This window comes from Pseudorhizobium flavum, from assembly GCF_044142885.1.
Lineage (GTDB): Bacteria > Pseudomonadota > Alphaproteobacteria > Rhizobiales > Rhizobiaceae > Neorhizobium > Neorhizobium flavum.
The window spans coordinates 16,148-39,425 of the sequence record NZ_JBIOKZ010000007.1; the positions used below are offsets into that span (position 1 = coordinate 16,148).

The 23,278-nt window shown below is 63.2% G+C and carries 21 protein-coding genes; 6 read left to right on the forward strand and 15 right to left on the reverse strand.

All coding sequences use genetic code 11. The features are described from left to right. Nucleotides 1-10: 10 nt before the first annotated feature. Nucleotides 11-1,225: a lytic murein transglycosylase gene (locus ACEPP2_RS14110; protein WP_395517078.1), complete on the reverse strand. Its 1,215-nt coding sequence runs from the start codon at nt 1,223-1,225 to the stop codon at nt 11-13. A gap of 206 nt (nt 1,226-1,431) precedes the next feature. Between ACEPP2_RS14110 and galU the strand changes: the two genes are divergently transcribed. Next, nucleotides 1,432-2,316: a UTP--glucose-1-phosphate uridylyltransferase GalU gene (gene galU / locus ACEPP2_RS14115; RefSeq protein WP_077549679.1), complete on the forward strand. Its 885-nt coding sequence runs from the start codon at nt 1,432-1,434 to the stop codon at nt 2,314-2,316. Between the two features lie 54 nt (nt 2,317-2,370). Here the strand turns inward: galU and ACEPP2_RS14120 are convergent, their stop codons facing one another. Continuing rightward, a complete protein-coding gene (locus ACEPP2_RS14120) occupies nt 2,371-3,879 on the reverse strand; it encodes an outer membrane beta-barrel protein (protein ID WP_281976529.1) in 1,509 nt (502 codons plus the stop codon). Between the two features lie 133 nt (nt 3,880-4,012). Between ACEPP2_RS14120 and ACEPP2_RS14125 the strand changes: the two genes are divergently transcribed. Next, nucleotides 4,013-5,008 carry a KpsF/GutQ family sugar-phosphate isomerase gene (locus ACEPP2_RS14125; protein WP_281976530.1) on the forward strand — a complete coding sequence of 332 codons (996 nt, stop codon included), beginning with the start codon at nt 4,013-4,015 and terminating at the stop codon, nt 5,006-5,008. Between the two features lies 1 nt (nt 5,009). Here ACEPP2_RS14125 and ACEPP2_RS14130 read toward each other — a convergent pair whose 3' ends face one another. From ACEPP2_RS14130 to ACEPP2_RS14160, 7 genes are all read right to left on the reverse strand, one after another. After that, complete coding sequence (locus ACEPP2_RS14130) at nt 5,010-5,468, reverse strand: NfeD family protein (protein WP_077549676.1); 459 nt, start codon at nt 5,466-5,468, stop codon at nt 5,010-5,012. 2 nt (nt 5,469-5,470) lie between these two features. After that, on the reverse strand, nt 5,471-6,520 hold the full coding sequence (locus ACEPP2_RS14135; protein WP_281976531.1) for an SPFH domain-containing protein: 1,050 nt from the start codon (nt 6,518-6,520) through the stop codon (nt 5,471-5,473). 70 nt (nt 6,521-6,590) lie between these two features. Continuing rightward, complete coding sequence (gene hemH, locus ACEPP2_RS14140; protein WP_281976532.1) at nt 6,591-7,625, reverse strand: ferrochelatase; 1,035 nt, start codon at nt 7,623-7,625, stop codon at nt 6,591-6,593. Nucleotides 7,626-7,745: 120 nt separating this feature from the next. Next, nucleotides 7,746-9,728 (reverse strand): 5'-nucleotidase C-terminal domain-containing protein, encoded by a 1,983-nt coding sequence (locus ACEPP2_RS14145; RefSeq protein ID WP_281976533.1) that lies wholly within the window; start codon nt 9,726-9,728, stop codon nt 7,746-7,748. A gap of 204 nt (nt 9,729-9,932) precedes the next feature. Further along, nucleotides 9,933-10,298, reverse strand: a complete 366-nt coding sequence (locus ACEPP2_RS14150) for a hypothetical protein (protein WP_395516966.1) — start codon at nt 10,296-10,298, stop codon at nt 9,933-9,935. Nucleotides 10,299-10,441: 143 nt separating this feature from the next. Further along, nucleotides 10,442-11,887, reverse strand: a complete 1,446-nt coding sequence (locus ACEPP2_RS14155; protein ID WP_395516967.1) for a homospermidine synthase — start codon at nt 11,885-11,887, stop codon at nt 10,442-10,444. Nucleotides 11,888-12,078: 191 nt separating this feature from the next. Then, nucleotides 12,079-12,975 carry a LysR family transcriptional regulator gene (locus ACEPP2_RS14160; protein ID WP_142587166.1) on the reverse strand — a complete coding sequence of 299 codons (897 nt, stop codon included), beginning with the start codon at nt 12,973-12,975 and terminating at the stop codon, nt 12,079-12,081. Between the two features lie 110 nt (nt 12,976-13,085). Between ACEPP2_RS14160 and ACEPP2_RS14165 the strand changes: the two genes are divergently transcribed. Continuing rightward, complete coding sequence (locus ACEPP2_RS14165) at nt 13,086-13,808, forward strand: SDR family oxidoreductase (RefSeq protein WP_077549670.1); 723 nt, start codon at nt 13,086-13,088, stop codon at nt 13,806-13,808. Nucleotides 13,809-13,818: 10 nt separating this feature from the next. After that, entirely contained in the window at nt 13,819-14,157 is a 339-nt protein-coding gene (locus tag ACEPP2_RS14170) for an Atu4866 domain-containing protein (protein WP_281976536.1), read from the forward strand. Here the strand turns inward: ACEPP2_RS14170 and ACEPP2_RS14175 are convergent. Genes ACEPP2_RS14175 through ACEPP2_RS14185 form a run of 3 tightly spaced genes read right to left on the reverse strand, consistent with a single transcriptional unit; the run spans nt 14,154 to nt 17,803 of the window. Then, nucleotides 14,154-14,816, reverse strand: coding sequence for an aminotransferase class IV family protein (locus ACEPP2_RS14175; RefSeq protein ID WP_395516968.1), 663 nt, complete (start codon nt 14,814-14,816; stop codon nt 14,154-14,156). The two genes, ACEPP2_RS14170 and ACEPP2_RS14175, sit on opposite strands and share 4 nt — an antisense overlap. After that, on the reverse strand, nt 14,765-15,922 hold the full coding sequence (locus ACEPP2_RS14180; protein WP_152337938.1) for an aminodeoxychorismate synthase component I: 1,158 nt from the start codon (nt 15,920-15,922) through the stop codon (nt 14,765-14,767). Before ACEPP2_RS14180 ends, ACEPP2_RS14175 begins: the two co-directional genes overlap by 52 nt. A gap of 33 nt (nt 15,923-15,955) precedes the next feature. Beyond that, nucleotides 15,956-17,803: a M3 family oligoendopeptidase gene (locus tag ACEPP2_RS14185; RefSeq protein ID WP_152339527.1), complete on the reverse strand. Its 1,848-nt coding sequence runs from the start codon at nt 17,801-17,803 to the stop codon at nt 15,956-15,958. A gap of 158 nt (nt 17,804-17,961) precedes the next feature. Between ACEPP2_RS14185 and ACEPP2_RS14190 the strand changes: the two genes are divergently transcribed. Together ACEPP2_RS14190 and ACEPP2_RS14195 are read left to right on the forward strand one after the other, a co-directional pair. Beyond that, nucleotides 17,962-19,539: a sigma-54-dependent transcriptional regulator gene (locus tag ACEPP2_RS14190; RefSeq protein WP_152339528.1), complete on the forward strand. Its 1,578-nt coding sequence runs from the start codon at nt 17,962-17,964 to the stop codon at nt 19,537-19,539. A gap of 187 nt (nt 19,540-19,726) precedes the next feature. Further along, nucleotides 19,727-21,541 carry a DUF882 domain-containing protein gene (locus tag ACEPP2_RS14195; RefSeq protein WP_395516969.1) on the forward strand — a complete coding sequence of 605 codons (1,815 nt, stop codon included), beginning with the start codon at nt 19,727-19,729 and terminating at the stop codon, nt 21,539-21,541. Between the two features lie 144 nt (nt 21,542-21,685). Here the strand turns inward: ACEPP2_RS14195 and ACEPP2_RS14200 are convergent, their stop codons facing one another. The 3 genes from ACEPP2_RS14200 to ACEPP2_RS14210 all read right to left on the reverse strand — a co-directional run bounded on the left by ACEPP2_RS14200 (nt 21,686) and on the right by ACEPP2_RS14210 (nt 23,164). Further along, complete coding sequence (locus tag ACEPP2_RS14200) at nt 21,686-21,958, reverse strand: DUF2312 domain-containing protein (RefSeq protein ID WP_052639299.1); 273 nt, start codon at nt 21,956-21,958, stop codon at nt 21,686-21,688. A gap of 86 nt (nt 21,959-22,044) precedes the next feature. Then, the gene (locus tag ACEPP2_RS14205) at nt 22,045-22,353 is read right to left on the reverse strand and encodes a DUF1244 domain-containing protein (RefSeq protein WP_077549617.1); all 309 of its coding nucleotides are present in this window, start codon (nt 22,351-22,353) and stop codon (nt 22,045-22,047) included. A 19-nt stretch (nt 22,354-22,372) separates the two neighbouring features. Next, nucleotides 22,373-23,164, reverse strand: coding sequence for an N-formylglutamate amidohydrolase (locus ACEPP2_RS14210; RefSeq protein ID WP_139346363.1), 792 nt, complete (start codon nt 23,162-23,164; stop codon nt 22,373-22,375). Nucleotides 23,165-23,278 lie beyond the last annotated feature (114 nt).

The following is a 23,278-nucleotide window of genomic DNA, read 5'->3' on the forward strand; positions in this document are numbered from 1 at the left end:
GCGCGAGTTGTCAACGCAACGCGTTGAGCAGGGACTGCGACGGCTGACCGTCCGCCTGCATGCCAAGCCGCTGCTGGATTGCGGTGATCGCCGCCTTGGAGCCGGAACCGAAATTGCCGTCGATCTCGCCCTCGTAGTAGCCAAGCTGCTTGAGCTTTGTCTGCAGCTCGAACTTCTCGACGATGTCGAGCGTGCCATTCGGCCGTGGCCAGCGCTGATGAACGCCACCGTATCCGGCGATCTGGTCTGCAAGAAGGCCGACGCCGAGGGCATAGCTGTCAGCGGCGTTGTAGCGCTTGATGACAAAGAAGTTGCGGGTCATCAGGAAGGCCGGACCATTCGCACCCGCCATGAGCTTCAGCTCGGCGCGATCGCCGCCTCGCGGGAACGGCTTGCCGTTGGGGCGCGTGAAGCCCAGCGCCGCCCATTGTGCCAGCGTCTTGGTCTGTCCGTCATACTTCGCCGCGCCCTGCGGCAGCACCGCCTCGTAACCCCAGGTCTTGCCGGTCTGCCAGCCGTTCTTCTTCAGGAGGTTGGCGGCCGTGGCGAGCGCATCCGGTACGGAGTTCCAGATGTCTGCACTGCCGTTGCCGTCGGCATCGACCTTGTAGAGCAGATAGCTTGTGGGAATGAACTGGGTGTGTCCCATGGCGCCTGCCCAGGAACCAGTCAGGTGGTTCGGGGAGATCTCGCCCGACTGAAGGATCTTGAGGGCGGCAATGAGCTGGGTCCGTGCAAACTTGGCGCGCTTGGGATCGCCCCAGGCGAGGGTAGCCAAGGCCTGCGGGACATGATGCAGGCGATCCCGCTTCTCCAGCACCGCACCGTAGTTCGATTCCATGGACCAGATGGCCAGGAGAACGTGCTTGTCGACGCCGAAGTGGTTTTCAAGAGCCGCGAGCGTGCGGCCATGGCGCGCCAGCATCTCTTGGCCGACCTTCACGGTGTAGGGATTGACGCGCGAATCCAGGTAATCCCAGATCTGCGACTTGAATTCGGGCTGATAGGCGGCCTTTTCGAGGACTGCCCGGTCCGGTGCAGAGACGCCGGCGAAAGCCTTCTCATAGGTCGAACGGCTGATGCCAGCCTTGGCGGCCGTTGCATAGAAATCGGAGATCCAGGACTTGAAACCGGCATCGGCTCTGGCATCTAACGGATTGGTCGCCAGGGCTGCTCCTGCGGCCAGGGCGAAAATCAAACCGCGAAGGCGATAGGTGCGAAACATGGTCATCGGCAAATCGTGTCCGTCGTTCTTCAGGTTCATCCTTCATCGAACGTGATGTTCGACTTAACGAATGGATAACAGAACAGAGTCAACAAACCCTTTACCATATGAAGCAGCTCGCGTCATCGGTGAGGAAATCGTAGCAATTCTTGACTAGATGACGCGATTGTGAGTTGGCTCCCGACGGAGTACTTCAGGAGGTGTGCGTGGCACAGAAGAAGATACGCAAGGCAGTGTTTCCGGTAGCCGGGCTAGGAACGCGGTTCCTGCCGGCCACGAAGGCCGTGCCCAAGGAAATGCTGACGGTCGTCGACAAGCCGGTGATCCAGTATGTCGTCGATGAGGCGGCGGAAGCGGGGATCGAACACTTCGTCTTCGTCACCGGTCGCGGCAAGGGTGTCATCGAGGACTATTTCGACATCCAGTACGAACTAGAGCAGATGCTGCGCGAGCGCAACAAGAACGCCGAGCTCAGCCTGCTTGCGGATCTGCTGCCGACCGCCGGCACGGCGAGTTTCACGCGCCAGCAGGTGCCGCTCGGACTTGGCCACGCCGTCTGGTGCGCCCGCGACATCGTCGGCAACGAGCCTTTCGCCGTGCTGCTTCCCGACATGATCATGTCGTCCGAGAAGAGCTGCCTGAAGGGCATGGTCGAGCTTTACGAGCAGACCGGCGGCAACGTGCTGGCTGTCGAGGAGTGCGACCCGGAGATGGCGCACAAGTACGGCATCGTCGGTGTCGGCGACAAGGTGGGCGAAGGCTTCAAGATCACCGAGATGGTCGAGAAGCCGGCAAAGGGCACGGCACCCTCCAACTACTACATCAACGGCCGCTATATCCTGCAGCCGGAAATCTTCAGCATCCTTGAGACGCAGGAGCGGGGCGCGGGCAACGAGATCCAGCTGACGGACGGCATGCTGGCGCTTGCCCGGCAACAGGAATTCGCGGCCTATCATTTCAAGGGCGAGACCTTCGATTGCGGCGCCAAGGACGGCTTCATCCTCGCCAACCTGGCATTCGCGCTCCAGCGCGGCGACATCCGCCCGGCGATCGAAGGACCGCTGAAGGACATGGTGGCGCGTCTTACTTAAGGACGCAGAGCCTGAAGCTACAAGACCGAGATGCCCGGTTCGCGCCGGGCATTGTCATCTGCGGAGGGTGAGGCCCATGCCGGCACGCCAGGTGTCGGTATCGTCGCCGCTGCGGAGCGTACGCTCGTATTCGAGATCACCGGTGAGATCGAGATAGGGGTTGATGCTCCAGGCGAGGCCGGCGCCGGCAAGCCAGGTGGTCTCGCTCTCGCCCTCGGGAAAGTCCCGCAGGGTGGCGCCACCGGTGAGGCGCCCGACCAGCCTATGGCGCAGCTGGTGCGTCACCACCGCGGTGGCATCATATTCCGTCCAGCCGCTTGCGCCGGGGGCCGTTGCGTCCTGGAGCGTCGTTCGTAGTGCCAGTTCGACATCGGTTCCCCGCTGCGGAGACCAGACGGTCCGTCCATCGAAGGTCACGCCGCCAAGGTCCTCAAGCCGCGCGTCATCATAGTCGGCGCGCGTGTATCCGGCGGCGAGCTCACCGCGCAGCTTTTCGCTGAGATCGAATTCCACGCCAGCCCGACCGGCGTAACGCCAGGACGAGCGCTCGTATCCTGCCGAGTCGTAGCGATCGTCATAGAAGCTGCGCCCGCCGGCCACGTCCACAAAGGGCACAAGCGCCGGCGAGAGTTCGTAGCCGAGCCTCAGCCTGCCATCGACCGTCGTTCGATTGCGGTCGCTGAGATCGAGGGAGGAGCCATCCTGCAGTTCGGCGTCCGAATAGAGTTCCCGGCTGACGCCGACGCCGGCGAGCCCGTGGATCAGGCCAGCATTCCGTTCGAGCGTCAGGCCGCCGTCAAACTGGTGAACGCCGGACTGGACGCTGGCACCGCCGATGGCGTTGGGGTCGTTATTATCCTCGCGCTCAAAGCTGTAGCCGGCGCTGATGTTGGCAATGGTCTCGTCGGCGAGATCGAGGCGCAGGTTCGCATCCACTCGGCCTTCGGGCTCGATGTCGTCGCGGCCGCCGATATCGCGCTCGAATGTGCCCTCGCCATTCACCGTAAGTTCGTGGCGTGACCAGTCAGAGGTGAGGGTGCCGCGAATGGCGGTTGAGAGATAGTCGCGCTGGGTCTTCGTATCACCGGTGCGGATCGTCTCGCGGTTCACCGTATTGCTTACGGACGGGCGGAGCATGAAGGTGCCGAGGCGGATGCCGGTCGGATCGCCAGGAGGAAGAGGCGCCTCACCCGGGTCGATGGCGGCGCCTACGTCCAGGTTCTCCTCGTAGGAGAGGGACAGGTCTTCCTCGTAGGGAGGATCGAGAGGCGCCGGTGTGGGGATCGAACCGGTCGCAAGCATCTCTGAATTCGCCGAAGGATCTGCGCCGCCGGCCGGAGCAGAACCAGTCACGACGCCATAGGCGGAGGGGGCCGCCGAAGCCCCGGAAGGGAGCGCATTGGCAGAGGTTGGTAGCGGCTCCGGATTGGCATTGTTTGTTGCGGAGCGTGCCGGATCGAGCGTTTGCGCACCCGTGGTAACAGGCACCAGCAGGGACGTGCAGGCAAGCAGCACGGCCAGCGCCGGCAGGCGCGGCACAGGTCTTTCGCCTTGCTTGTCCATTCTCTCCATCCAGATGCCCGAGTGCGCAGGGGTTACGCAAACGTAAAGCCATGTGGTTAACACTTGGTTCTAGCGGGGGGCGGCGCTATCGTCCCGATGGACTTCGCCCGGCAAAAGCGGTAGATGCCGCGCCATGACACAGGAAGCACTCAAGGTGAGCGAGACGGCCGTCATCGAGTCCGCGCTGCGCACGATCTCGGTTGAGAGGCAAGGGCTGGAGGCCCTGGAGCAGGCCCTGCAGAACGGGCTTTCCGACCCTTTTCGGCAGGCTGTCGACCTGATCCTCGGGCTGAAGGGGCGGGTGATCGTCTCCGGCGTCGGCAAGAGCGGGCACATCGGCGCGAAACTCGCCGCTTCGCTGGCGTCGACCGGTACCCCTGCATCCTTCGTGCATGCTGCCGAGGCAAGCCACGGCGATCTCGGGATGATCTCCAGGGACGATGCGGTCATCGCGGTTTCCTGGAGCGGCGAGACGGCCGAACTGCAGAGCATTGTCGGCTATTGCCGGCGCTTCTCGATCCCGCTGCTCGCCCTGACGGCGGGCGAGGCTTCGACGCTGGCGCGAGAGGCGAGCATCGTGCTTCTCCTGCCCAAGGCTCAGGAAGCATGCCCGCACGGACTGGCGCCCACTACCTCCACCCTGTTGCAGCTGGCACTCGGCGACGCGCTTGCGGTGGCGCTTCTCGAGGCTCGCGGCTTCACCGCGCTCGATTTCCGTGTCTTCCATCCCGGCGGCAAGCTGGGCGCCATGCTGAGCCATATCGGTGACATCATGCATACCGGAAGCCGTGTGCCGCTGGTGAAGAAGGGGACACCGGTTCCGACGGCGGTCATGACGCTTGCGGAGATGCGTTTCGGTTGCGTCGGCATCACCGACGAGGATGGTCGCCTCTGCGGCGTCGTCACCGATGGTGACCTCGCCCGCGGGCTCAACCTCAATCTCGGTGCAATGATCGTCGACGACATCATGACGCGCGATCCGAAGACGGTGAAGGAAAGGACGCTCGCCACGAGCGCCATGGCCCTTCTCAACCAGCACAATATTTCGGCGCTCATCGTGGTGGACGACGAACGCCATCCGATCGGCATCGTCCACTTCCACGATCTTCTGCGCGTCGGCGTCGCCTGATCTAGGCGGCCGCCTCTACCTTCAGATCACGCCCGTCAGCGGAGACTACCGTCACGCGCGTTCCTGCCGGCAGGTCCGGGCCCATGACGGGCCACCAGGTGTCGTCAAGGCGGATGCGGCCGCGGCCTTCGCGGATCGGTTCATGGAGCGTTGCGGTGCGGCCGACCAGGCTTTCGCCGCGACGGTTGAGATATGGCTGGTCGCTGGTTTCGTGCCGGCCATAGAAGCGGCGTCCGGCGACCGCGAAAGCGCCGGCCAGAACCGCAAACAGCACGAACTGCAGCTGCCAGGACCAGAAGGCGGCATCCCAGAGCAGGAGCGACAGGAGGCCGATGACGACGGCGGCCGCACCGATCCAGATCAGGAAGACGCCGGGCGCGACAAGTTCGGCGGCAAGTAGAACGATGCCGATGATCCACCAGCTCCAGGGGCCGAGATTGGCGGCGAGCGTCTGCAGCATGGTCAGGTCTCGTTCCGCGGAGCGAACGGATTGACCGGCGTCGTCGTGCGGGGTGAGGGCGTGGTCGCCGGTCGCGGGGAGGAGGGCGTGGCCGGCTGTTGCGGCACTGACGAGCGAATGCGTGTGGGGCCGTCGCCATCACCGAAAACCTCCCTGGCGATCGCGCCGATGCCGCCAAGCGAGCCGATGAGCGAAGAAGCCTCCATCGGCATCAGGACGATCTTCGAGTTGGGAGCCTTGCCGATCTCCGTCAGGGCTTCCGTATATTTCTGGGCGACGAAGTAGTTGATTGCCTGAACGTCGCCGAGGGCTATCGCCTGCGACACGGATTGTGTGGCCTTTGCTTCTGCCTCCGCCAGACGCTCCCGGGCCTCCGCCTGACGGAAGGCTGCTTCGCGCTCGCCCTCCGCCTGCAGGACGGCAGCCTGCTTCGCGCCTTCCGCCCGCAGGATCTGCGCGTTCCGTGCACCCTCGGCTTCCAGCACCTGGGCGCGCTTCTCGCGCTCGGCCTTCATCTGCCGGCCCATGGACTGGACAAGGTCAGCCGGCGGCTGGATGTCCTTGATCTCGACGCGGGTCACCTTGATGCCCCACGGGCCAACGGCCTCATCCACCACGCGGAGCAGCCGCTCGTTGATCACTTCGCGGTTGGAGAGGAGTTCGTCGAGGTCCATCGATCCCATGACCGACCGGATATTGGTCATCGTCAGGTTCTGGATGGCATTCTTGAGGTCGGCGATCTGATAGGCGGCCTGAGCCGGATTGAGGACCTGGTAAAAGGCGACGGCGTCCGCCGAGACGCTGGCATTGTCCTTGGTGATGACTTCCTGGGTCGGTACGTCCAGCACCTGCTCCATGACGTTCATGCGCGCGCCGATGCGCTCGATGAAGGGCGTGATCAGGTTCAGTCCCGGATCGAGGGTGCGGGTGTAGCGGCCGAACCGTTCGACGGTGTAGCGATATCCCTGCGGCACTGTCTTGATCCCGGCGAACAGGACCAGGATGACGAGTAGAACGATGGCAATAACGACAATATCGAAGCCGCCCAACATGGCTGACCCTCCAGCTCAAGAAGTCTGAGACTGGAGTATCATGTTCCCGCCGCGGATCAAACGAAAGAGGTCAGACCCAGCCCTGAAGCTCGCGGCGAACGACCTTTTCCAGCACGCCCATGCCCTCCGGGCTGTCGTTGAGGCAGGGGATATGCAGGAACTTCTCGCCGCCGTGGTGCTGGAAGATCTCTCCGGCCTCGCCAGCGATCTCCTCCAGGGTCTCAAGACAATCGGAGACGAAGCCGGGGTTCATGACGGCGATGCGCTTGATGCCTTCGTCGCCGAGCTTCTCCATGGTCTTGTCCGTATAGGGTTGCAACCATTCCTCCGGCCCGAAGCGGGACTGGAAGGTGACCATGAACTTCTCTTTCGGAAGGCCGAGGCGCTCGCGCAGCAGGCGGCCGGTCTTCTGGCAGTGGCAGTGATAGGGGTCGCCCTGCTTGAAGTAGGATTGGGGAATGCCGTGGAAGGAGGCCACCAGCATTTCCGGCTCCCAGTCCACCTGCGCCAGCGCCTTCTCGACGGAAACCGCCAGCGCCTCGATATAGGCCGGGTCGTCGTGGTAGGGCGGGACAGTCCGGACCGCCGGCTGCCAGCGCATCTTCATCAGGTGCTGGAAGGCCTTGTCGTTGACGGTCGCCGTCGTCGAGGCAGCGTATTGCGGGTAAAGCGGGAAGAGCAGGATCCTCTCGCAACCCTGGGCATGGAGCGCGTCGATCCTCGAGGCGATGGAGGGGTTGCCGTAGCGCATGGCCCAGTCGACCACGACGTTCGGCAGGTCCTTCAGGCGCTCGGCCATCAGTTCACCCTGGTTGCGGGTGTAGGTCCGCAGATAGCTCTCGTCGAGATCCTTGTTCCAGATTTCCTCGTAAGCCTTGCCGACCTTCTGCGGGCGCTTGTTCAGGACGATGCCGTAAAGGATCGGGTACCAGTAGAGGCGGGACCATTCGATCACGCGGCGGTCTGACAGGAACTCCGCCAGGTAGCGGCGCATTGGCCAGTAATCGGTGCCGTCGGGTGTGCCGAGATTGACGAGGAGGACCCCGACCTTGCCGAACTTCACTGGGGGATGACCGGCCGGGAGGTGGCTCGTGATGGCGTCCATTTCAATGATCCGATTGCTGTTCAGCGGTTTATACGGCACCGCAACACGTTTGGTTCTATCTAGAAACAAAAAACGGTCCGGGGAAGCCCCGGACCGTCGGCATTTGCGAGACAAATCGTCTTAGCGGGGCGGCAGGCGAAGCTCGGTCCCGACCGTCAGGACATTCGGATTGCGCAGTGCGTTTTCCTTGGCGATCCTCTTCCACATCGTCCCGTCGCCATAGACCGACTCGGCGATCTTCCACAGAGAGTCGCCACGGGCAACGGTATGCGTCTGCTCTTGCGGCGAAGCCTCCGTCGCGGCAGGGGCAGCGGTTTCGGCGGCCGGTGCCGTTTCCGCCGGCGCAGGCGTCGTTGGTGCCGCCGTGTCAGCCGGAGCAGCGGGCGCCGGCGTGGCCGGTGTAGCAGCTGCGGGTGCCTCGGCTGCGGGTGCCTCGGCTGCAGGTGTTGCCGGAGCCTCGGTGGCCGGCGCCTCCGGCTGAGCGGCCTCGCCAGCAGCGGCCACTTCGGTTATGCGGCCGTCCGTGTAGGGCTCATAAGGGCTATTGGCGCCCAGATAGTCAGCCACTGCCTGCTCGAGGTTCGGGCCGAAGTCGTAGGGATTGACGGCGTTTGTCGCGAAGATCTTGTAGCCGTCGCCGCCGCCGCGAACATAGTTGTTGGTAACCACGCCGTAGGTCTTTTCGGCATCGAGCGGTACGAAGGCATCGCCTTCCTTGACCTGAACGTCGGTGATCCGCTCGCCAGCCGGCTTCGACTTGTCGAAGGAGTACTTCATGCCCGCCACCTGCGGGAAGCGGCCAGCGACCTCCTCGATCTGGCTGACGCCGTTCTCGAGTGCGGCGCGAAGGTCGGATCCCTTGAGCTGGAAGGTGGCAATGGTGTTCTGGAACGGCAGGACGGTCAGGACCTCGCCCATCGTCACGTCGCCAGAATCGATCGAAGCACGCAATCCACCGCTGTTGGCGATCGAGATGGTGATGCCCTGATCCTTGACCCGATCGAGCTGTGCATCGGCAACGAGATTGCCCATGGAGCACTCTTCGACACGGCAGACATCGCGATCGCCGACGATCGTGTCCTGCGTCGAGCCAACCACCTTCTGCTTCAGTTCCTCCAGTGGCTTGCCGAGCTCTTCCACCTTGGCGGCATAGCCTGCGTCGGGGACGACGGAGGAGTCGAGCAGTTGCGGCGCGCCTTCGGCCGACGTCACGACGCCGTTGTCGTCGAAGATCACCTTCAGGTCGCCCAGATACTTGGAATAGGCATAGGCCTGCACGATCGGCACGTCCGTGCCGCCGGGGTTCTTCACCAGGGTCGGGTAGGGACCGGCAGCCTTTTCGTCGGTGCTGGAAAGGAGAGTGTGGCTGTGGCCGCCGACGATGACGTCGATGCCGTCCACGGCTGCGGCGATCTCCTGGTCGCGGTGATAGCCGACATGCGAGAGAAGGACGATCTTGTTGATGCCCTGGCCTTCGAGGTCGGCAACCGCCTTCTTCAGGTATTCCACCTCGTCCTCGAAGCGGATCTGGTCGCCGGGCGAGGACGTCTCGTCGGTGTCAGTTGCAAGCACGGAGACCACCGCCACCTTCTGCCCACCGATGTCCTTGATGATGTAAGGCTCGAACTTGCCTGCGACCGGGCTGCCCTCGGCGGCAATCGTGTTGCCGGAGATGATCGGGAATTCCGATGCCTCGATGAACTTCAGCAATTCTTCCGGGCCATCGTCGAACTCGTGGTTGCCGATCGCCATGGCGTCGAAGCCGATGCCGTTCATGAAGTCGGCGATCGGGCCGCTCTTGAACATGCTGTAGAAGAGCGAGCCTTGGAACTGATCGCCCGCATCGAGGACAAGCACGTTGGCGTCGGTGAGTTCGCCGCGACGGGTGTCGATGGCGGTCTTTACCCGCGCAATGCCGCCGAAGCACTCGTTCTTCGATGCTTCTTCAGCCGAGCAGGTGGAATCGTACTTGTTGATCGCCTCGATGCGCGAATGGAGATCGTTGATGTGGAGGATATTGAGCTCGTAATCGGCCAGCGCGCTGCCGGCAAAGAGGGCAATCGCCGAGGCGGTCATCAGCCCCAGTCTCAACGTTTTCATCATTGTGTCTCTCTCCTTTTGTCGCGGTCGGATCACGATCCGGTGGCGTCCGATCCCATTGTCCCACGATCGGCGACGGGGCATGGTTTCATCAAGGCAGGGCGACTGCAAGGGGAAATGTGCAGTGCGGGAGGCACGGACTACGCCTCCTCCGGAACGAAAAAGCCCCGCCATGGGCGGGGCCTTACGGAAGGTATCAAGAGTGTGTCAGCTGCGGCGGGTCAGCGAGAACTGGGCGCCGCTGTCCTGCGTGCAGTTCAATTGGCTCTGGGTGGCCAATGCGCAGTTTGACCGCGAAGTTGTCTGCTTAAGGTTCGAGAAGAGCGTGATTTCAATCAGCCCATTAGGTTGTGTGACATACGTGCCGGAAGCGAGAACGGCATTGGAACCGTCACTTGCTCGAGTAGTCATTGTTCCGCCCTGGAAGGTGGAGACGATTCCATTGGGGTCCACCCACACACCTTCGACGCCCTGAGGCTGCGCCTGCGGCGGCGGAAGCCGCGGCGGCGGATTGGAGACGCAGGCAGTCAGCGTGGCGGCGGCAATCAGCACGATGCTCGCTTTCAGTTTCATGTCGGTGTCTCCCGCGGTTCGGCCGATGGTGATGTACTTTGTGAACCGTATCTAATGCAGATTCGAAAGTTTCGCAGCCCTTTTCCGGCTCTTTCAACAAGGGAGAGGCGAAAACCACGGCCTCCCCCCTGCGCAAGCACCGGTCAGCGCACCAGAATGTTGCGGAACTGCCAGGGATCGGAGGTGTCGATGTCCTCGGGGAAGAGGCCCGGGCGTCCCTCCAGAGGCGTCCAGTCCGTGTAGTGGCCTTCGACCGGGCCGAGGTAGGGCCGCTGTACTTCGAGGCATCGCTTGTAGTCCACCTCGTCGGCCTCGACGATGCCGGCCTTCGGATTCTCCAGCGCCCAGACCATGCCGGCCAGGACGGCGGAGGTCACCTGCATGCCGGTGGCATTCTGGTAGGGAGCGATGCGGCGGGTCTCCTCCAGCGACAGGCGCGAGCCGTACCAGTAGGCGTTCTTCTCGTGGCCGTAGAGCAGGACGCCGAGTTCGTCGACGCCATCCACCAGTTCGTCCTCATCGAGCACGTGCTGGACGGGCTGCGCTTTGCCGCCATTGCCGAACATCTCGTGCAGCGAGAGGACGGCGTCGTTGCAGGGATGGTAGGCGTAGTGGCAAGTGGGGCGGTAGCTCACCTCGCCATGCTTGTCGCGCACCGTATAGTAGTCGGCGATCGAGATCGCCTCGTTGTGGGTGACGAGGAAGCCGTATTGCGGGCCGGGTGTCGGGCACCAGCTGCGTACGCGTGTGTTGGCACCTGGCTGCTCGAGGTAGATCGCCGCCTGGCAGCCCTTCTTGTGCTTCTTGGCGTTCTTCGGCATCCAGTTTTCATGGGTGCCCCAGCCGAGTTCGGACGGCTGCAGGCCTTCGGCGATGAAGCCCTCAACGGACCAGGTGTTCCAGAAGACGTCGAGCGGCTTGGGGTTTTTGGTGCGCTGCGTGTCGCGCTCCGCGATGTGGATACCCTTGACGCCCAGCTTCTTCATGAGCTTGGCCCAGCCTTCGCGATCCTCGGCAGAGGGTTCCTCGAAACTCAGCCCCGTCTCGTTTGCAAGGTCCACCAGGGCCTGCTTGACGAACCAGGAGACCATGCCGGGATTGGCGCCGCAGGTGGAGACGGCCGTCGTGCCGCCGGGGTTCTTCGCCTTCTCGCGGCGGACCGTTTCGCGCAGCGCGTAGTTGGTGCGTTCGGCGTTTTTCACCGAGGTGTCGAAGTAGAAGCCGAGCCAAGGTTCGATGACCGTGTCGATATAGAGCACGTCCAGCTTGCGGCAGAACTTCATCAGGTCGAGAGACCCGGTGTCGACCGAGAGATTGACGCAGAAACCCTGGCCGCCGCCATTGGTGAGAAGCGGCTTCAGGAGGGTCTTGTAGTTGTCTTTCGTGACATGTGCCCGGACATGTCTGACGCCGTGCCTGGCAAGGATCTCCGCTCCGTCGTCGCGCGGATCGATAACCACCATCCGGCTCTTGTCGAACTTGAAGTGACGTTCGATGAGCGGCAGGGTTCCGCGACCGATGGAGCCGAAGCCGATCATCACGATCGGGCCCGTGATTTCGCCATGCACCGGGTAGTTCTGTTCAGACATATCTCTCTCCTTCGCCGCCTCGGCATCACGCCGCTGCGCCGCTTGGCCGACAGGGAACGGATGGGAGCGCTGATCGCAATGCCGGCGCTCTAGATCATAAATCCCCGTCACAATAAAGAGGTTGCGAACGGAGGCTCAAAAAGCCGCATCCGGTTGCGGACCGTAGGCCTGACGGACCTGAGAAACGGGGGTCAGCCCGCCCGGTTTCGTCGCAAATGATCAACGAGTGCCCGCAGCTTGGGTGCCATGTTGCGGCGGCCTGGATAGTAGAGATAGAAGCCTGGAAAGCGCGGGCAGTAATCCTCAAGAAGCGTCACCAGTTCACCGCGTTCGATGAAGGGCCGGAAGCTTTCCTCCATGCCGAAGCTGATGCCCGCTCCGGCAACCGCGAGCCGGACCATCAGAGCCATGTCCGTCGTGGTGATGTGGTCACCAACGGCGACCGTAAACTCCTTTCCGTCTTCGGCGAATTCCCACCGGTAGGAGGCGCGGCCTGGCCCGGTACGCCAGCCGATCGTGCGGTGGTTCGTCAGGTCCCTCGGATGCTGCGGGGTGCCGCAGCGCGCGACATAGTCCGGCGATGCTACCGCCACCTGCCGCTGGTCGCCGGAGACCGCAATGGCGATCATGTCCTGGGCGATCACCTCGCCAAGCCGCACGCCGGCGTCATACCCCTCTTCGACAATGTCAAACTCGTCATCGGTCACGGTGACGTGGATCTTTACCTGCGGATTCGCTTCGGCAAAGGAGGCCAGCAGCGGCCCGGACAGGAAGCTTTCGGCGATCGAGGAAACGGCGAGATTCAGCTGACCGCGTGGACTGTCGCCAAGATTACCCGCCGCCTCGATGGCCGCACGCATTCCAGCGAGCGCGGGCGCGGCCTCGGCGTAAAGCCGCTCTCCCGCCTCCGTCAGCGAGACGCTGCGGGTGGTGCGGTTGACGAGGGCAATGCCCATCGTTTCCTCCAGCTTTCTCATGATCTGGCTGACGGCGGCGCGGGTAACGCCGAGCCGATCCGCGGTGGCACGGAAGTTCTTTTCCTCAGCGACCGTGATGAAGACAGCCAGGGCGTTTAGGTCGGGCGTCATTGGTTAGCGTTCCTTACCAATCTGCAAAGCTTGAGGTGGCTACCGACAACAATGGCAGGGGCCTACCTTCCGTTCAAGCCTGGACTTCGGGCGAAACAGGAGAAAGCAACATGAACAAAATCGTTCTCATTACAGGCGCTTCCAGCGGCATCGGCGCCGGCATCGCGCGCGAACTGGCCGGTGCTGGTGCGACGGTCATGCTCGGCGCGCGCCGGACGGACCGTCTCGAGGAACTGGCAGAAGAAATCCGCAGTGGCGGCGGGACCGTCGCCATCCGCCGGCTCGATGTCGCGGATCGTGCCGATGTCGCCGCTTTTGCGGATGCTGCGCGCGAAAAGTTCGGCCGCGTCGATGTCATCGTCAACAATGCCGGAATCATGCCGCTTTCGCCGATGGCCTCCATGAAGGTCGAGGAATGGGATCGTATGGTGGACGTCAACATCAAGGGCGTGCTGCACGGTATCGCCGCGGTCCTGCCCGAAATGACCGAGCGCGGCTCCGGCCACATCATCAACATCGCCTCGATCGGCGCCCTCTATGTCGCTCCGACTGCGGCGGTCTACTGCGCCACCAAGTTTGCCGTCCGGGCGATTTCCGACGGGTTGCGGCAGGAGCGCGACGACATCCGCGTTACCTGTATCCATCCGGGCGTGGTGGAAAGCGAGCTCGCCTTGACCATCACCGATCCGACCGCCGCCGAGGCGATGAAGGACTATCGCGCCATAGCGCTGACGCCCGACGCCATCGGCCGCGCCGTCCGGTTTGTCATAGAGCAGCCTGAGGACGTCGACGTCAACGAGATCGTCGTGAGGCCCCTGCGTTCTTCAAATTGAGGAGACTGACGTGCCACGAAAGCACGCCATCCTGATCACAGCCGCGCTTGCAGGCGCGGCTCTCGGTACCGTCAAGGCGGAGGACAAGATGACCATCACGACTGAAAGACAGACGCATCCCTATGTCGGCATGTGGGTGACGGACGACAATCGTGTCCGACACGAACTCCTGCCGGATGGCCGCTACGACGAAGCCCGCGGCACGCGCGAGAACGCCTACCAAGGCCGATATGTCGTTTCCGGCAATCATATCGACTATTGGGACGATACCGGCTTCACCGCGGACGGAGAGTTCGTCGATGACAATACGCTGCACCATGGCGGCATGATCCTGCGGCGGAAGCGCTAGCTGCCTTCCACCAGTTCCGCAGGGATCAGCCCGCGCAGGGCATTGCCGACGAAGAGCCGGCGGTTCGCAAGGGCCGCCGGCTTCAGCACCTCGGAACGAGCCTTGCCTTCGCGGATCAGCTCGGCGCGCAGGATGCCGGGCAGGAGGCCGCTCGACAGGGCAGGGGTCAGCAGCATGCCGCCATCGGCTTGGACGAAGAGATTGGTGATCGTGCCTTCGCAGACTTCGCCGCGCTCATTCAGAAGCAGCACCTCGTCCGCCTCATCCCGAGAGAATTCGGCGCGGGCGGTCTCGTAGAGGTCGCGGCGGGTCGTCTTGTGGCGCAGGAAGGCGTCGGAGGAAGAAAGCCGCTGCGCGGCTATGCGCAAGCGCCAGACCTTGTCCTCCGGTTCCGGCCCGAACGGTGCGGTGGTGACCTCCGTCCGTCCCCGGTAGGTGACGGTGAGCCGGACCCGCAGCGGGCGGTCACCGCTGACGGCAAGCTTCAGCGCCGTTTCGGGCTCGGCCGGGGAGAGGAACCCAAGGGCATCGGCGGAGCGCTTCAGTCGGCGAAGGTGCTGGTCGAGGCGCAGAAAACCCTGTTCCGGCTCCCAGCGCAGAGTTTCGATCAGCGAGAGATCGCCTGATTGCCGACTGCGAACTGCGCCTTGAGAAGACATTCCTGATATTCCGCCTCGGCTGTCGAATCGAATACGATTCCTCCGCCGACATTGAAGACGGCATCGCCGCCGTTGAAAAGGGTGAGCGTGCGGATGGCGACGGAAAACTGCATGGGCCCCTTGGGATCGCACCAGCCGATCGCGCCACAATAGGCATCGCGCGGACGATCCTCCAGTTCGTGCAGGATGCGCATCGCCCACATTTTCGGGGCTCCGGTGATGGAGCCGCAAGGGAAGAGGGCGGCCATGATCTCCGGCAGGCCGATCTCCGGCCTCAGACGCGCGCGAACGTGGCTCACCATCTGGTGCACGGTCGGATAGGTCTCGATCTCGAAGAGCTTTGGGACGGAGAGGGTTCCGACCTCGCTGATCAGCGAGATGTCGTTGCGCAGGAGATCGACGATCATCCGGTTCTCGGCCTGCGTCTTCTCGTCTGCCAGCATGGCGGCGAGGATTGCTTCGTCTTCCCGGGGGGAGGCGCCGCGCGGAGCGGTGCCCTTCATCGGATGCGTTTCGATCCAACCATCGTCATCGATCCTGAAGAACAGTTCCGGCGAACGCGAGACGATGACGGGTCCCCCTAGATCGACCAGCGCGCCGTAATGGACCGGCTGGCGCGCGACGAGAGACCAGAAGGCCGCACGCGGATCACCCCGCCAGCGGGCGGTGACGGGCATGGTGAGGTTTGCCTGATAGATGTCGCCGCGGCGGAGGTGCCCGTGCAGCCGGTCGAAGCGCTCCCGGTAGGTGTCGAGATCCCAGGCGGCGCGGGGCTCTGTCAGCCAGTGTTCTTCTTGGATCTCAGGGGGCTCCGCCAGAGGATGGCCGCCGCTGGCCGGGCCATCGAAGATGCCCATGGCCAGAAGCGGTGTCTCGCGGTTGTCGACGAGCAGTGGCCTCAGCTTCTCCTCGAAGACGAAACCCGCCTCGTAGGAGAGATAGCCGGCGAGCCAGTAGCCCTCCTGCCGCGCCTTTTCCAGCCGGGCGAGTGCCGGCAGCACCTCGTCCGCCGTCCGCGCCACGACGAGGTCGCTCGGTTCGCGGAACAGCAGGCTTTGCGACCGTTTGTCGTCGCGGAAGAGGACGTAGGACCCGTGCTTCGTCATGTGGCTACGTGTGCCCAGGCTGCCCGACGCGCCTCACGCCTTGTCAAGCGCCTCCAACTCGTCGATCAGTCCCTCGATCATCGACAGGCCCCTGGACCAGAAGGACGGATCGGTGGCGTCGAGGCCGAAGGGGGCGAGCAGTTCCGAGTGGTGCTTGGTGCCGCCGGCCTTCAGGAGTTCGAAGTACTTCGCCTGGAAGCCGGGTTCTGCGTTCTGGTAGACCGCGTAGAGCGAGTTCACCAGGCAGTCACCGAAGGCATAGGCGTATACGTAGAAGGGCGAGTGGATGAAGTGGGGAATATAGGCCCACCACGTCTCGTAGCCTTCCGAGATGCGGATCGCCGGCCCCAGGCTTTCTTCCTGGACCGATAGCCATAGCTCGCCGATCTGCTCCGAGGTGAGTTCGCCTTCCTTGCGGGCGGTATGGAGCTTGCGCTCGAACTCGTAGAAGGCGATCTGTCGCACGACCGTGTTGATCATGTCCTCGACCTTCTGGGCAAGCATGGCCTTGCGCTCGCGCTTGTCCTTCGTCTTGTCGAGAAGGGCGCGGAAGGTCAGCATCTCCCCGAAGACGGATGCGGTTTCGGCCAGCGTCAGCGGCGTCTGCGCCATCAGCGCACCCTGTTCGCCCGCCAGCACCTGATGCACGCCATGACCGAGCTCATGGGCGAGCGTCATCACGTCGCGCGGCTTGCCCATGTAGTTGACGAGCACGTAAGGGTGGGCCGAGGGCACGGTGGGATGGGCAAAGGCGCCCGGCGCCTTGCCGGGACGGACTGGCGCATCGATCCATTCCTCGTCGAAGAAGCGGCGGGCGATGTCGGCCATTTCCGGGGCGAAGCCGGCATAGGCGGAAAGCACAGTTTCCTTCGCATCCGGCCAGGAAATGAGCGCCTTCGGTGTCTCCGGCAGCGGTGCGTTTCGGTCCCAGAAGTTCATCTCGTCCATGCTGAGCCATTTCGCCTTCATGGCGTAGTAGCGGTGCGACAGGCGCGGATAGGCGTCGCGAACGGCGGCGGCCAGCGCATCGACCACGTCGCGCTCCACCCGATTGGCAAGATGGCGGCTGTCGGCAATATCCTCGAAGCCGCGCCAGCGGTCGGAGATTTCCTTGTCCTTCGCGAGCGTGTTGGTGATCAGCGTGAAGACGCGGATGTTCTGCTGGAAGGTCTTCGACAGGGCTTCGGCGGCCTTGTGGCGCACCGGTTCTTCCGGCTCCTGCAGCATGTTGAGGGTGATCTCGAGCGGCAGCTTCTCCCCGTCGACCTCGAATCGAAGCTCCGCCATCGTCTCGTCGAACAGACGGTTGAAGGCAGCTGCACTCGTCATCGACTTTTCCAGGAAGAGCTGCTCGATCTTGTCCTCCAACTGGTAGGGCTTGTCCTTGCGCAGGTCGACGATCCAGGGACGGTAGTGTCCCGCCTGCGGGTCGCGCTCCATGGCCGCGTCCACGACTGCATCGTCGATCCGGTTGAGTTCCAGCGCGAAGAACAGGAGATGGGCGGACAGGTCCGTCAGCTTCGACTGCACGTCGCCATAGAACTTGCCGTTGGCGGGGTTGGATGTGTCGGAGAAATAGGTGAGGCCGGCAAAGGAGCCGATCCTGCCGAGCAGGTCCTCCAGCGTCTCGTAATCTGCGAGCGCCTGCCCGAGCCCGTCGGTACCTGTCTTCGAAGCGGCGTCGGCGAGCTTGCCCTTCCACTTGGTTTCAAAATCGCTGCAGAGCATGCCGGCCCGCTCCATGTCGGCCTTGAACTCCGGGGCCTCACGGGACGGATAGAGATCGGAAAGCTTCCAGACCGGCAGCAATCCGAGGGCCGGATCGGTGGCCGCATGTTCTGCGGGCGTCTGCAGGGCCGTGGGTAGGGTGTGACGGAGCATCGACCAGTTCCTTTTCATTCCTCGTGTCGCCGCCCTGTTTTCCGTGGCGGCCGTTAAAATGCAAGACTTTCTCAAAAGAGGATGTTCAAGCCTTTCTGGCACAACCCCCGGCATACGAAGCCCTTGTTGGACATTATGAATGATGTCGGGAGCCGAGCATGATTGCCCAAATCCTTGTAGTTGACGACGATCCCGTTCAGCGCCGCCTGTTGAAGAACGCGCTCGAACGTCATGGACATGTGGTTCATACAGCCGAGAACGGTCTGGGTGGCCTGGAGTTTCTGAAGCATGGCGGCGACCAGATCAATGTCATCGTCCTCGATCTGATGATGCCGGGCCTCGACGGGCTCGGCTTCCTCAAGGCGATCCGCGAAGTTGGCATCGAGACGCCGGTGATCGTCCAGACAGGTCATGGCGGCATCGAGACGGTAGTGGAGGCCATGCGGGCCGGCGCGTTCGATTTCGTCGTCAAGCCCGTCTCTCCCGAACGCATTGCAGCCTCTGTGGCCAATGCGCTAACGGTCGACCGCAAGGAAGGCCGCAGCCGAACTGCGCGCCGGTCACGGAGCGGCGCCGTGACCTTCAGCGACATCGTATCCGCAAGCCCGGAAATGCTACGCGTCATAGAACTGGCGCAGCGGGCTGCCCATTCGTCCATCCCAGTCGTCCTGGAAGGCGAATCGGGTGTCGGCAAGGAAATGGTCGCGCGGGCGATCCAGGCTGCGAGCGATCGCGCCGGTAAGCCCTTCATCACCGTCAACTGCGGAGCCATTCCGGAGAACCTGGTGGAAAGCATCCTTTTCGGCCACGAGAAGGGCGCGTTCACGGGTGCAACCGATAGGCATGCCGGCAAGTTCGTCGAGGCCGATGGCGGGACGCTCTTCCTCGACGAGATCGGCGATCTCCCGCTGGACGTACAGGTGAAGCTCCTGCGCGCCGTGCAGCAGGGGGAGATCGAGACGGTCGGATCGGCCAAGGTTCAGAAGGTCAATGTCCGCCTGATCTCGGCCACGAACAAGGACCTTATCGAGGAAGTCAGGGAAGGACGCTTCCGGGAAGATCTCTACTACCGTCTCAACGTCTTCCCGATCACGATCCCAGCCTTGCGCCGCCGCAAGGAGGACATCCCGCATCTCGCCCGGGTCTTCGCCGACCGGTTCTCGCTCGAACAGAAGCTGCCGCGCCCGGTGACCATCGGGCCGACGGCAATGGCTCTGCTCACCGCTCATGACTGGCCGGGCAATATCCGGGAGCTGGAGAACGCCATCTTCCGGGCGGCCGTCCTGGCACAGACGGACGAACTGACAGACGCGGATTTCCCACAAATTGCCGCACAATTGCCTGAGTTCCGATCGGAGGAATTGCGGCATGCGGAAACGGTTGCGACGGCTGCGCCGAGGGCGGCTGAAATGCCCCAGCCCGCGTCCTCGCCTGTGGTGCTGCCCACCCCGGACGGCTTCATCGGTGTGCCGATCCAGCCGGCCCGTCCGGACCCCCGCGCCCTGCTGGCTGCCGCCTATCCCGCTTCCGCCAACGTGATACCGACGACGGATACTGCCGGAGAGGTCCGCAAACTGGCCGAGGTTGAGGAGGAACTCATTCGTTTTGCACTGAAATTCTACCGCGGCCAGATGAGCCAGGTGGCGAGGAAGCTGGGCATCGGCCGCTCGACGCTCTATCGCAAGCTGAAGGACTACGGCATCGATCCGGACAACCCGCTGAAGGAGGCCGCCTGAGCCAAGCTCCATTAGAGATCGTTAACCTTCGCGCAAGGATGTTCTGTCACCCTCTGTCAATCTCTTGGTAGCGATTTGTTGACTCTTCGAGAGATGCTTGTGATTGTGTGGCAAATTTGCCATCGTCTCACCGCAATTGACAGTCATCACGACAACGAGGGAAGTTGTCGACAGGACGGGGACAGCCTTGCAGGATCTGAATGCGAACAAAACGCCCCATGGCGCCGGCAAGCACGGCTACGTGAGCGCTTTCGTCAAGTCTCTGATCAAGGGTGCCGCATCCCTTGCCGTCGCAGCCTGTCTCGCGCTGCCGCTACTGTCCGTTTCCGCCACGCAGGCGGCTGCCGAGACCCGCAGCCTGAAGCTCTATTTCGTTCATACGAAAGAGCGCGCGAACATTGTGTTCAAGCGCAATGGCAAGTTCGATCCGAAGGGCCTGCAGCAGGTCAACAACCTGCTGCGCGACTGGCGTCGCAACGAGCCGACGAAGATGGACCCGCGCCTTCTCGATCTCGTCTGGGAAGTCTATCGGCGCAGCGGCGCCAACGACTATATCCATGTGGTCTCCGCCTACCGCTCGCCGGCAACGAACGGCATGCTTCGTTCGCGCAGCAAGGGCGTGGCCAAGAACAGCCAGCACATGCTCGGCAAGGCGATGGATTTCTATATCCCCGGCGTCAAGCTCTCTACCCTTCGGGCACTGGCCATGAAGATGCAGGTGGGCGGCGTCGGCTACTATCCGACATCCGGTTCACCCTTCGTGCACCTTGATGTCGGCGGCGTGCGGGCGTGGCCGCGCATGAGCCGACAAGAACTGGTCAGCCTCTTCCCCGACGGCAATACAGTCCATCTTCCGGCTGACGGAAAGCCGCTGCCTGGTTACCAGCAGGCTCTTGCAAGCTACAAGAAGCGCCTGAGCTCGGGTCAGCAGATCGAGATCGCCAGCACGTCGGGCGGCGGTTCCGCCAAGAAGCGCCCGAACCTGCTCGCGATGCTCTTCGGTGGTGGCGACGAGGACGAGGATGCCGATGCAATCGCAGCACCGGAACCCGTCGAGCGTCCGGCGCCTTCCGTGCCTGCGGCTCGTGCCCAGGAGCCGGTCATGGTCGCAGCCGCCGAGCCACAGGATCTTCCTGGCGTAGAAACGATAGCGGCTCCCGTGCCGCAGAACCGTCCCTCCTTCCGCAACGACGGCGGACCGGGCGGACTGGCGACGGCGCTTTATTCGCCGGCTCGCAGCACCGCACAGGAGGCGCTCGCCGCAGCGCTGCCGACCCCGACGATGCCTGCCACGCAGCCGGAAGGGGAGGCGTTCGCTGACCTGCAGGAATATGCGATCCCGGTTCCCACGTTGCTTGGTCCCCGGGGCCTCAAGGGTGACGCTGAAGCTGGCGTGATGACCGCCTCGATCGACAGTGCGCTGCCCGAAGCCGCGCTGTCCTCGGTCCCGCTTCCCGCGGCCCGGCCGTCGGGTGCGGAGGCCCTGCTTGCATCCGCACAGATTGAACCCGAGAGCGAAGGCGATCTTGGCGAAGAGCAGGCGCTTGCGCCGGCGGTGGTCGCCGCCCTGGCAGAAAGCGGCGCCTATGCCCGCTCGACGCTTGCTCCGTCCGCGCCTGTTGCGGCGGAAAGGTCCGTCGATGTCGCTGCCCTTCCTGCCGGAGCGGCCGATGTGTCAGCTGCAAACCGGCGTTTCGGCGACGGTTTCGACGCGCCGACGCAAGTTCCTGTTCCGACGAAGGGCGGCCGCAATGCCGCGCTCGGCAACCGCGATGTCCAACAGGACGTCGGCCCTGCCTTGACGGGAGAGATGCTGGCAAAGTGGGCCGTGAGCAATAACCGCGTGGCCGAGGTGGCTTCGGTGAAGGCGCCGCGGGTCGTCAGCCGCACGTTGAGCACCGCCTACACCACGGCCTATGCCTCAAGCGGCTTCAAGCCGGTCACCAAGACCGCCTCGATCGACCCAAGCCGGTTCAGCCCGAAGAAGCCGATCAGCCAGTAGCTCAGAATCACCATGTGATAGAAAGGCCGCCTTCAGGGCGGCTTTTTCGCGCTCGGTTTTTGCCAGTCGTAGAAAAAGCGAAAGCCCCGACGCTGGGTTACAACGCCGGGGCCATGAGGCTGCATAGGATCGGAGAAGTTGCGCTTAGGCGGCGTCGGCTTCCGGTGCGCCTTCGATCATTCCGAGGGCCTGCAGGTAGGTGTCGAGGATAAGCTCCTCCTCCATCCGCTCCTGATCGTCCTTCTTGCGCAGCGCGATCACCTTCTTGAGGATCTTCGTGTCGAAGCCCATGGACTTGGCTTCGCCGTAGACGTCCTTGATATCATCGGCGATCGTCTTCTTTTCTTCTTCCAGTCTTTCGATGCGCTCGACAAATGCGCGGAGTTGGTCGCGGGCGACGCCATGAGCATCAGACATCGAGGTCTCCTGTAGTGCGGGTTCTGCAGATTGGTTCGTCACCTGCCGCGAAGGGCGGCCGAGGTCAAGCCGAATCGACGGCGGCCTCAGTGATCAACAGGCTTGTTTCTCTCAAATGCGGCTTTTTGATCGCGGGATGCTTCGTTCTGGTGGAGCTTCTTCCACTCCTCGTAGGGCATGCCGTAGATGGTCTCGCGCGACTGGTCCTTGCTCATTTCCACGCCCGCAGCGATGGCGGCGTCGCGATACCAGTTGGAAAGGCAGTTGCGGCAGAAGCCGCCGAGGTTCATGAGGTCGATGTTCTGTACATCGCTGCGTTCGCGCAGGTGCTGGACGAGCCGGCGGAAGGCGGCTGCCTCGAATTCCGTCTTCTGCTGTTCCGTCAGTCCGTTCATGGTGTTCTTCCTTTAAATATCAGCTTCCATAGGGGCCGGTCCGCGAGGCAAAGACCCGGTATTCGTGCAGTGCCGGATCGTCGTTCAGCGCTGCGAAGATCGGAGCGAGACGACCGGCCCACTCATCGATGCCGGTCTCGTCGCCGATCAGGTCCTGCCGCACCTCCAGAAGGGCATGCGGCAGGCCGGACGTCATGCAGTGACGGTACATGGTGTCACCACGAAGCGCGCCATCATAGGGCTGGTTGTCGCCGATGACGAGGCCTTCCTCCCGGCGCAGCATTTCGAGCAGGGGCCGGACCGCCCTGTCATCACTGTCCCAGAGGACGGCGGCGTGCCAGGGGCGGGGGACGCCCTTCCAGGCCGGCGTGAAGGAATGCAGCGAGAGGACGAGCGGCGCGCGTCCACCCGCGCCCGCCTTTGCGATCGTGCGTTCCACCGCGCGGTGGTAGGGACGGTGGTAGGTATCGAGGCGCTTCGACCATTCCTCGTCCGTGATCGGGTAGTTGCCGGGGATGATGGCGCCGTCGGAGATCTTCATGATCAGCGTCGGATCGTCCTCGCCCCGGTTGGGGTCGATCAGCAGCCGCGAGAAACATCCGAGCACCGCGGGGACGCCCAATTTCGCCGCCAATTGCCGGGTCAGCCCTTCGATGCCGATGTCGAAGGCGATGTGGCGTCGAAACGCACTGTCCGGCAGTCCGAGGCTTCCATACTCAGGCGGAAGGCGGTTCATCGCATGGTCGGCGAGCAGCACCATGGCGGCGTCATAATCGCCTTCTATGATCTCGAACGGTACGAAGTCTGGCATGGCAGTTGCGGGTCCCGGCATCGTGCTGGAGGTAGGCTCCGGTTGATCGCATGCAGGCAGCGAGGGCGCAAGCGTGGGCTCGCCGAACGATGAGTCCGGCCGCTATAATCGATT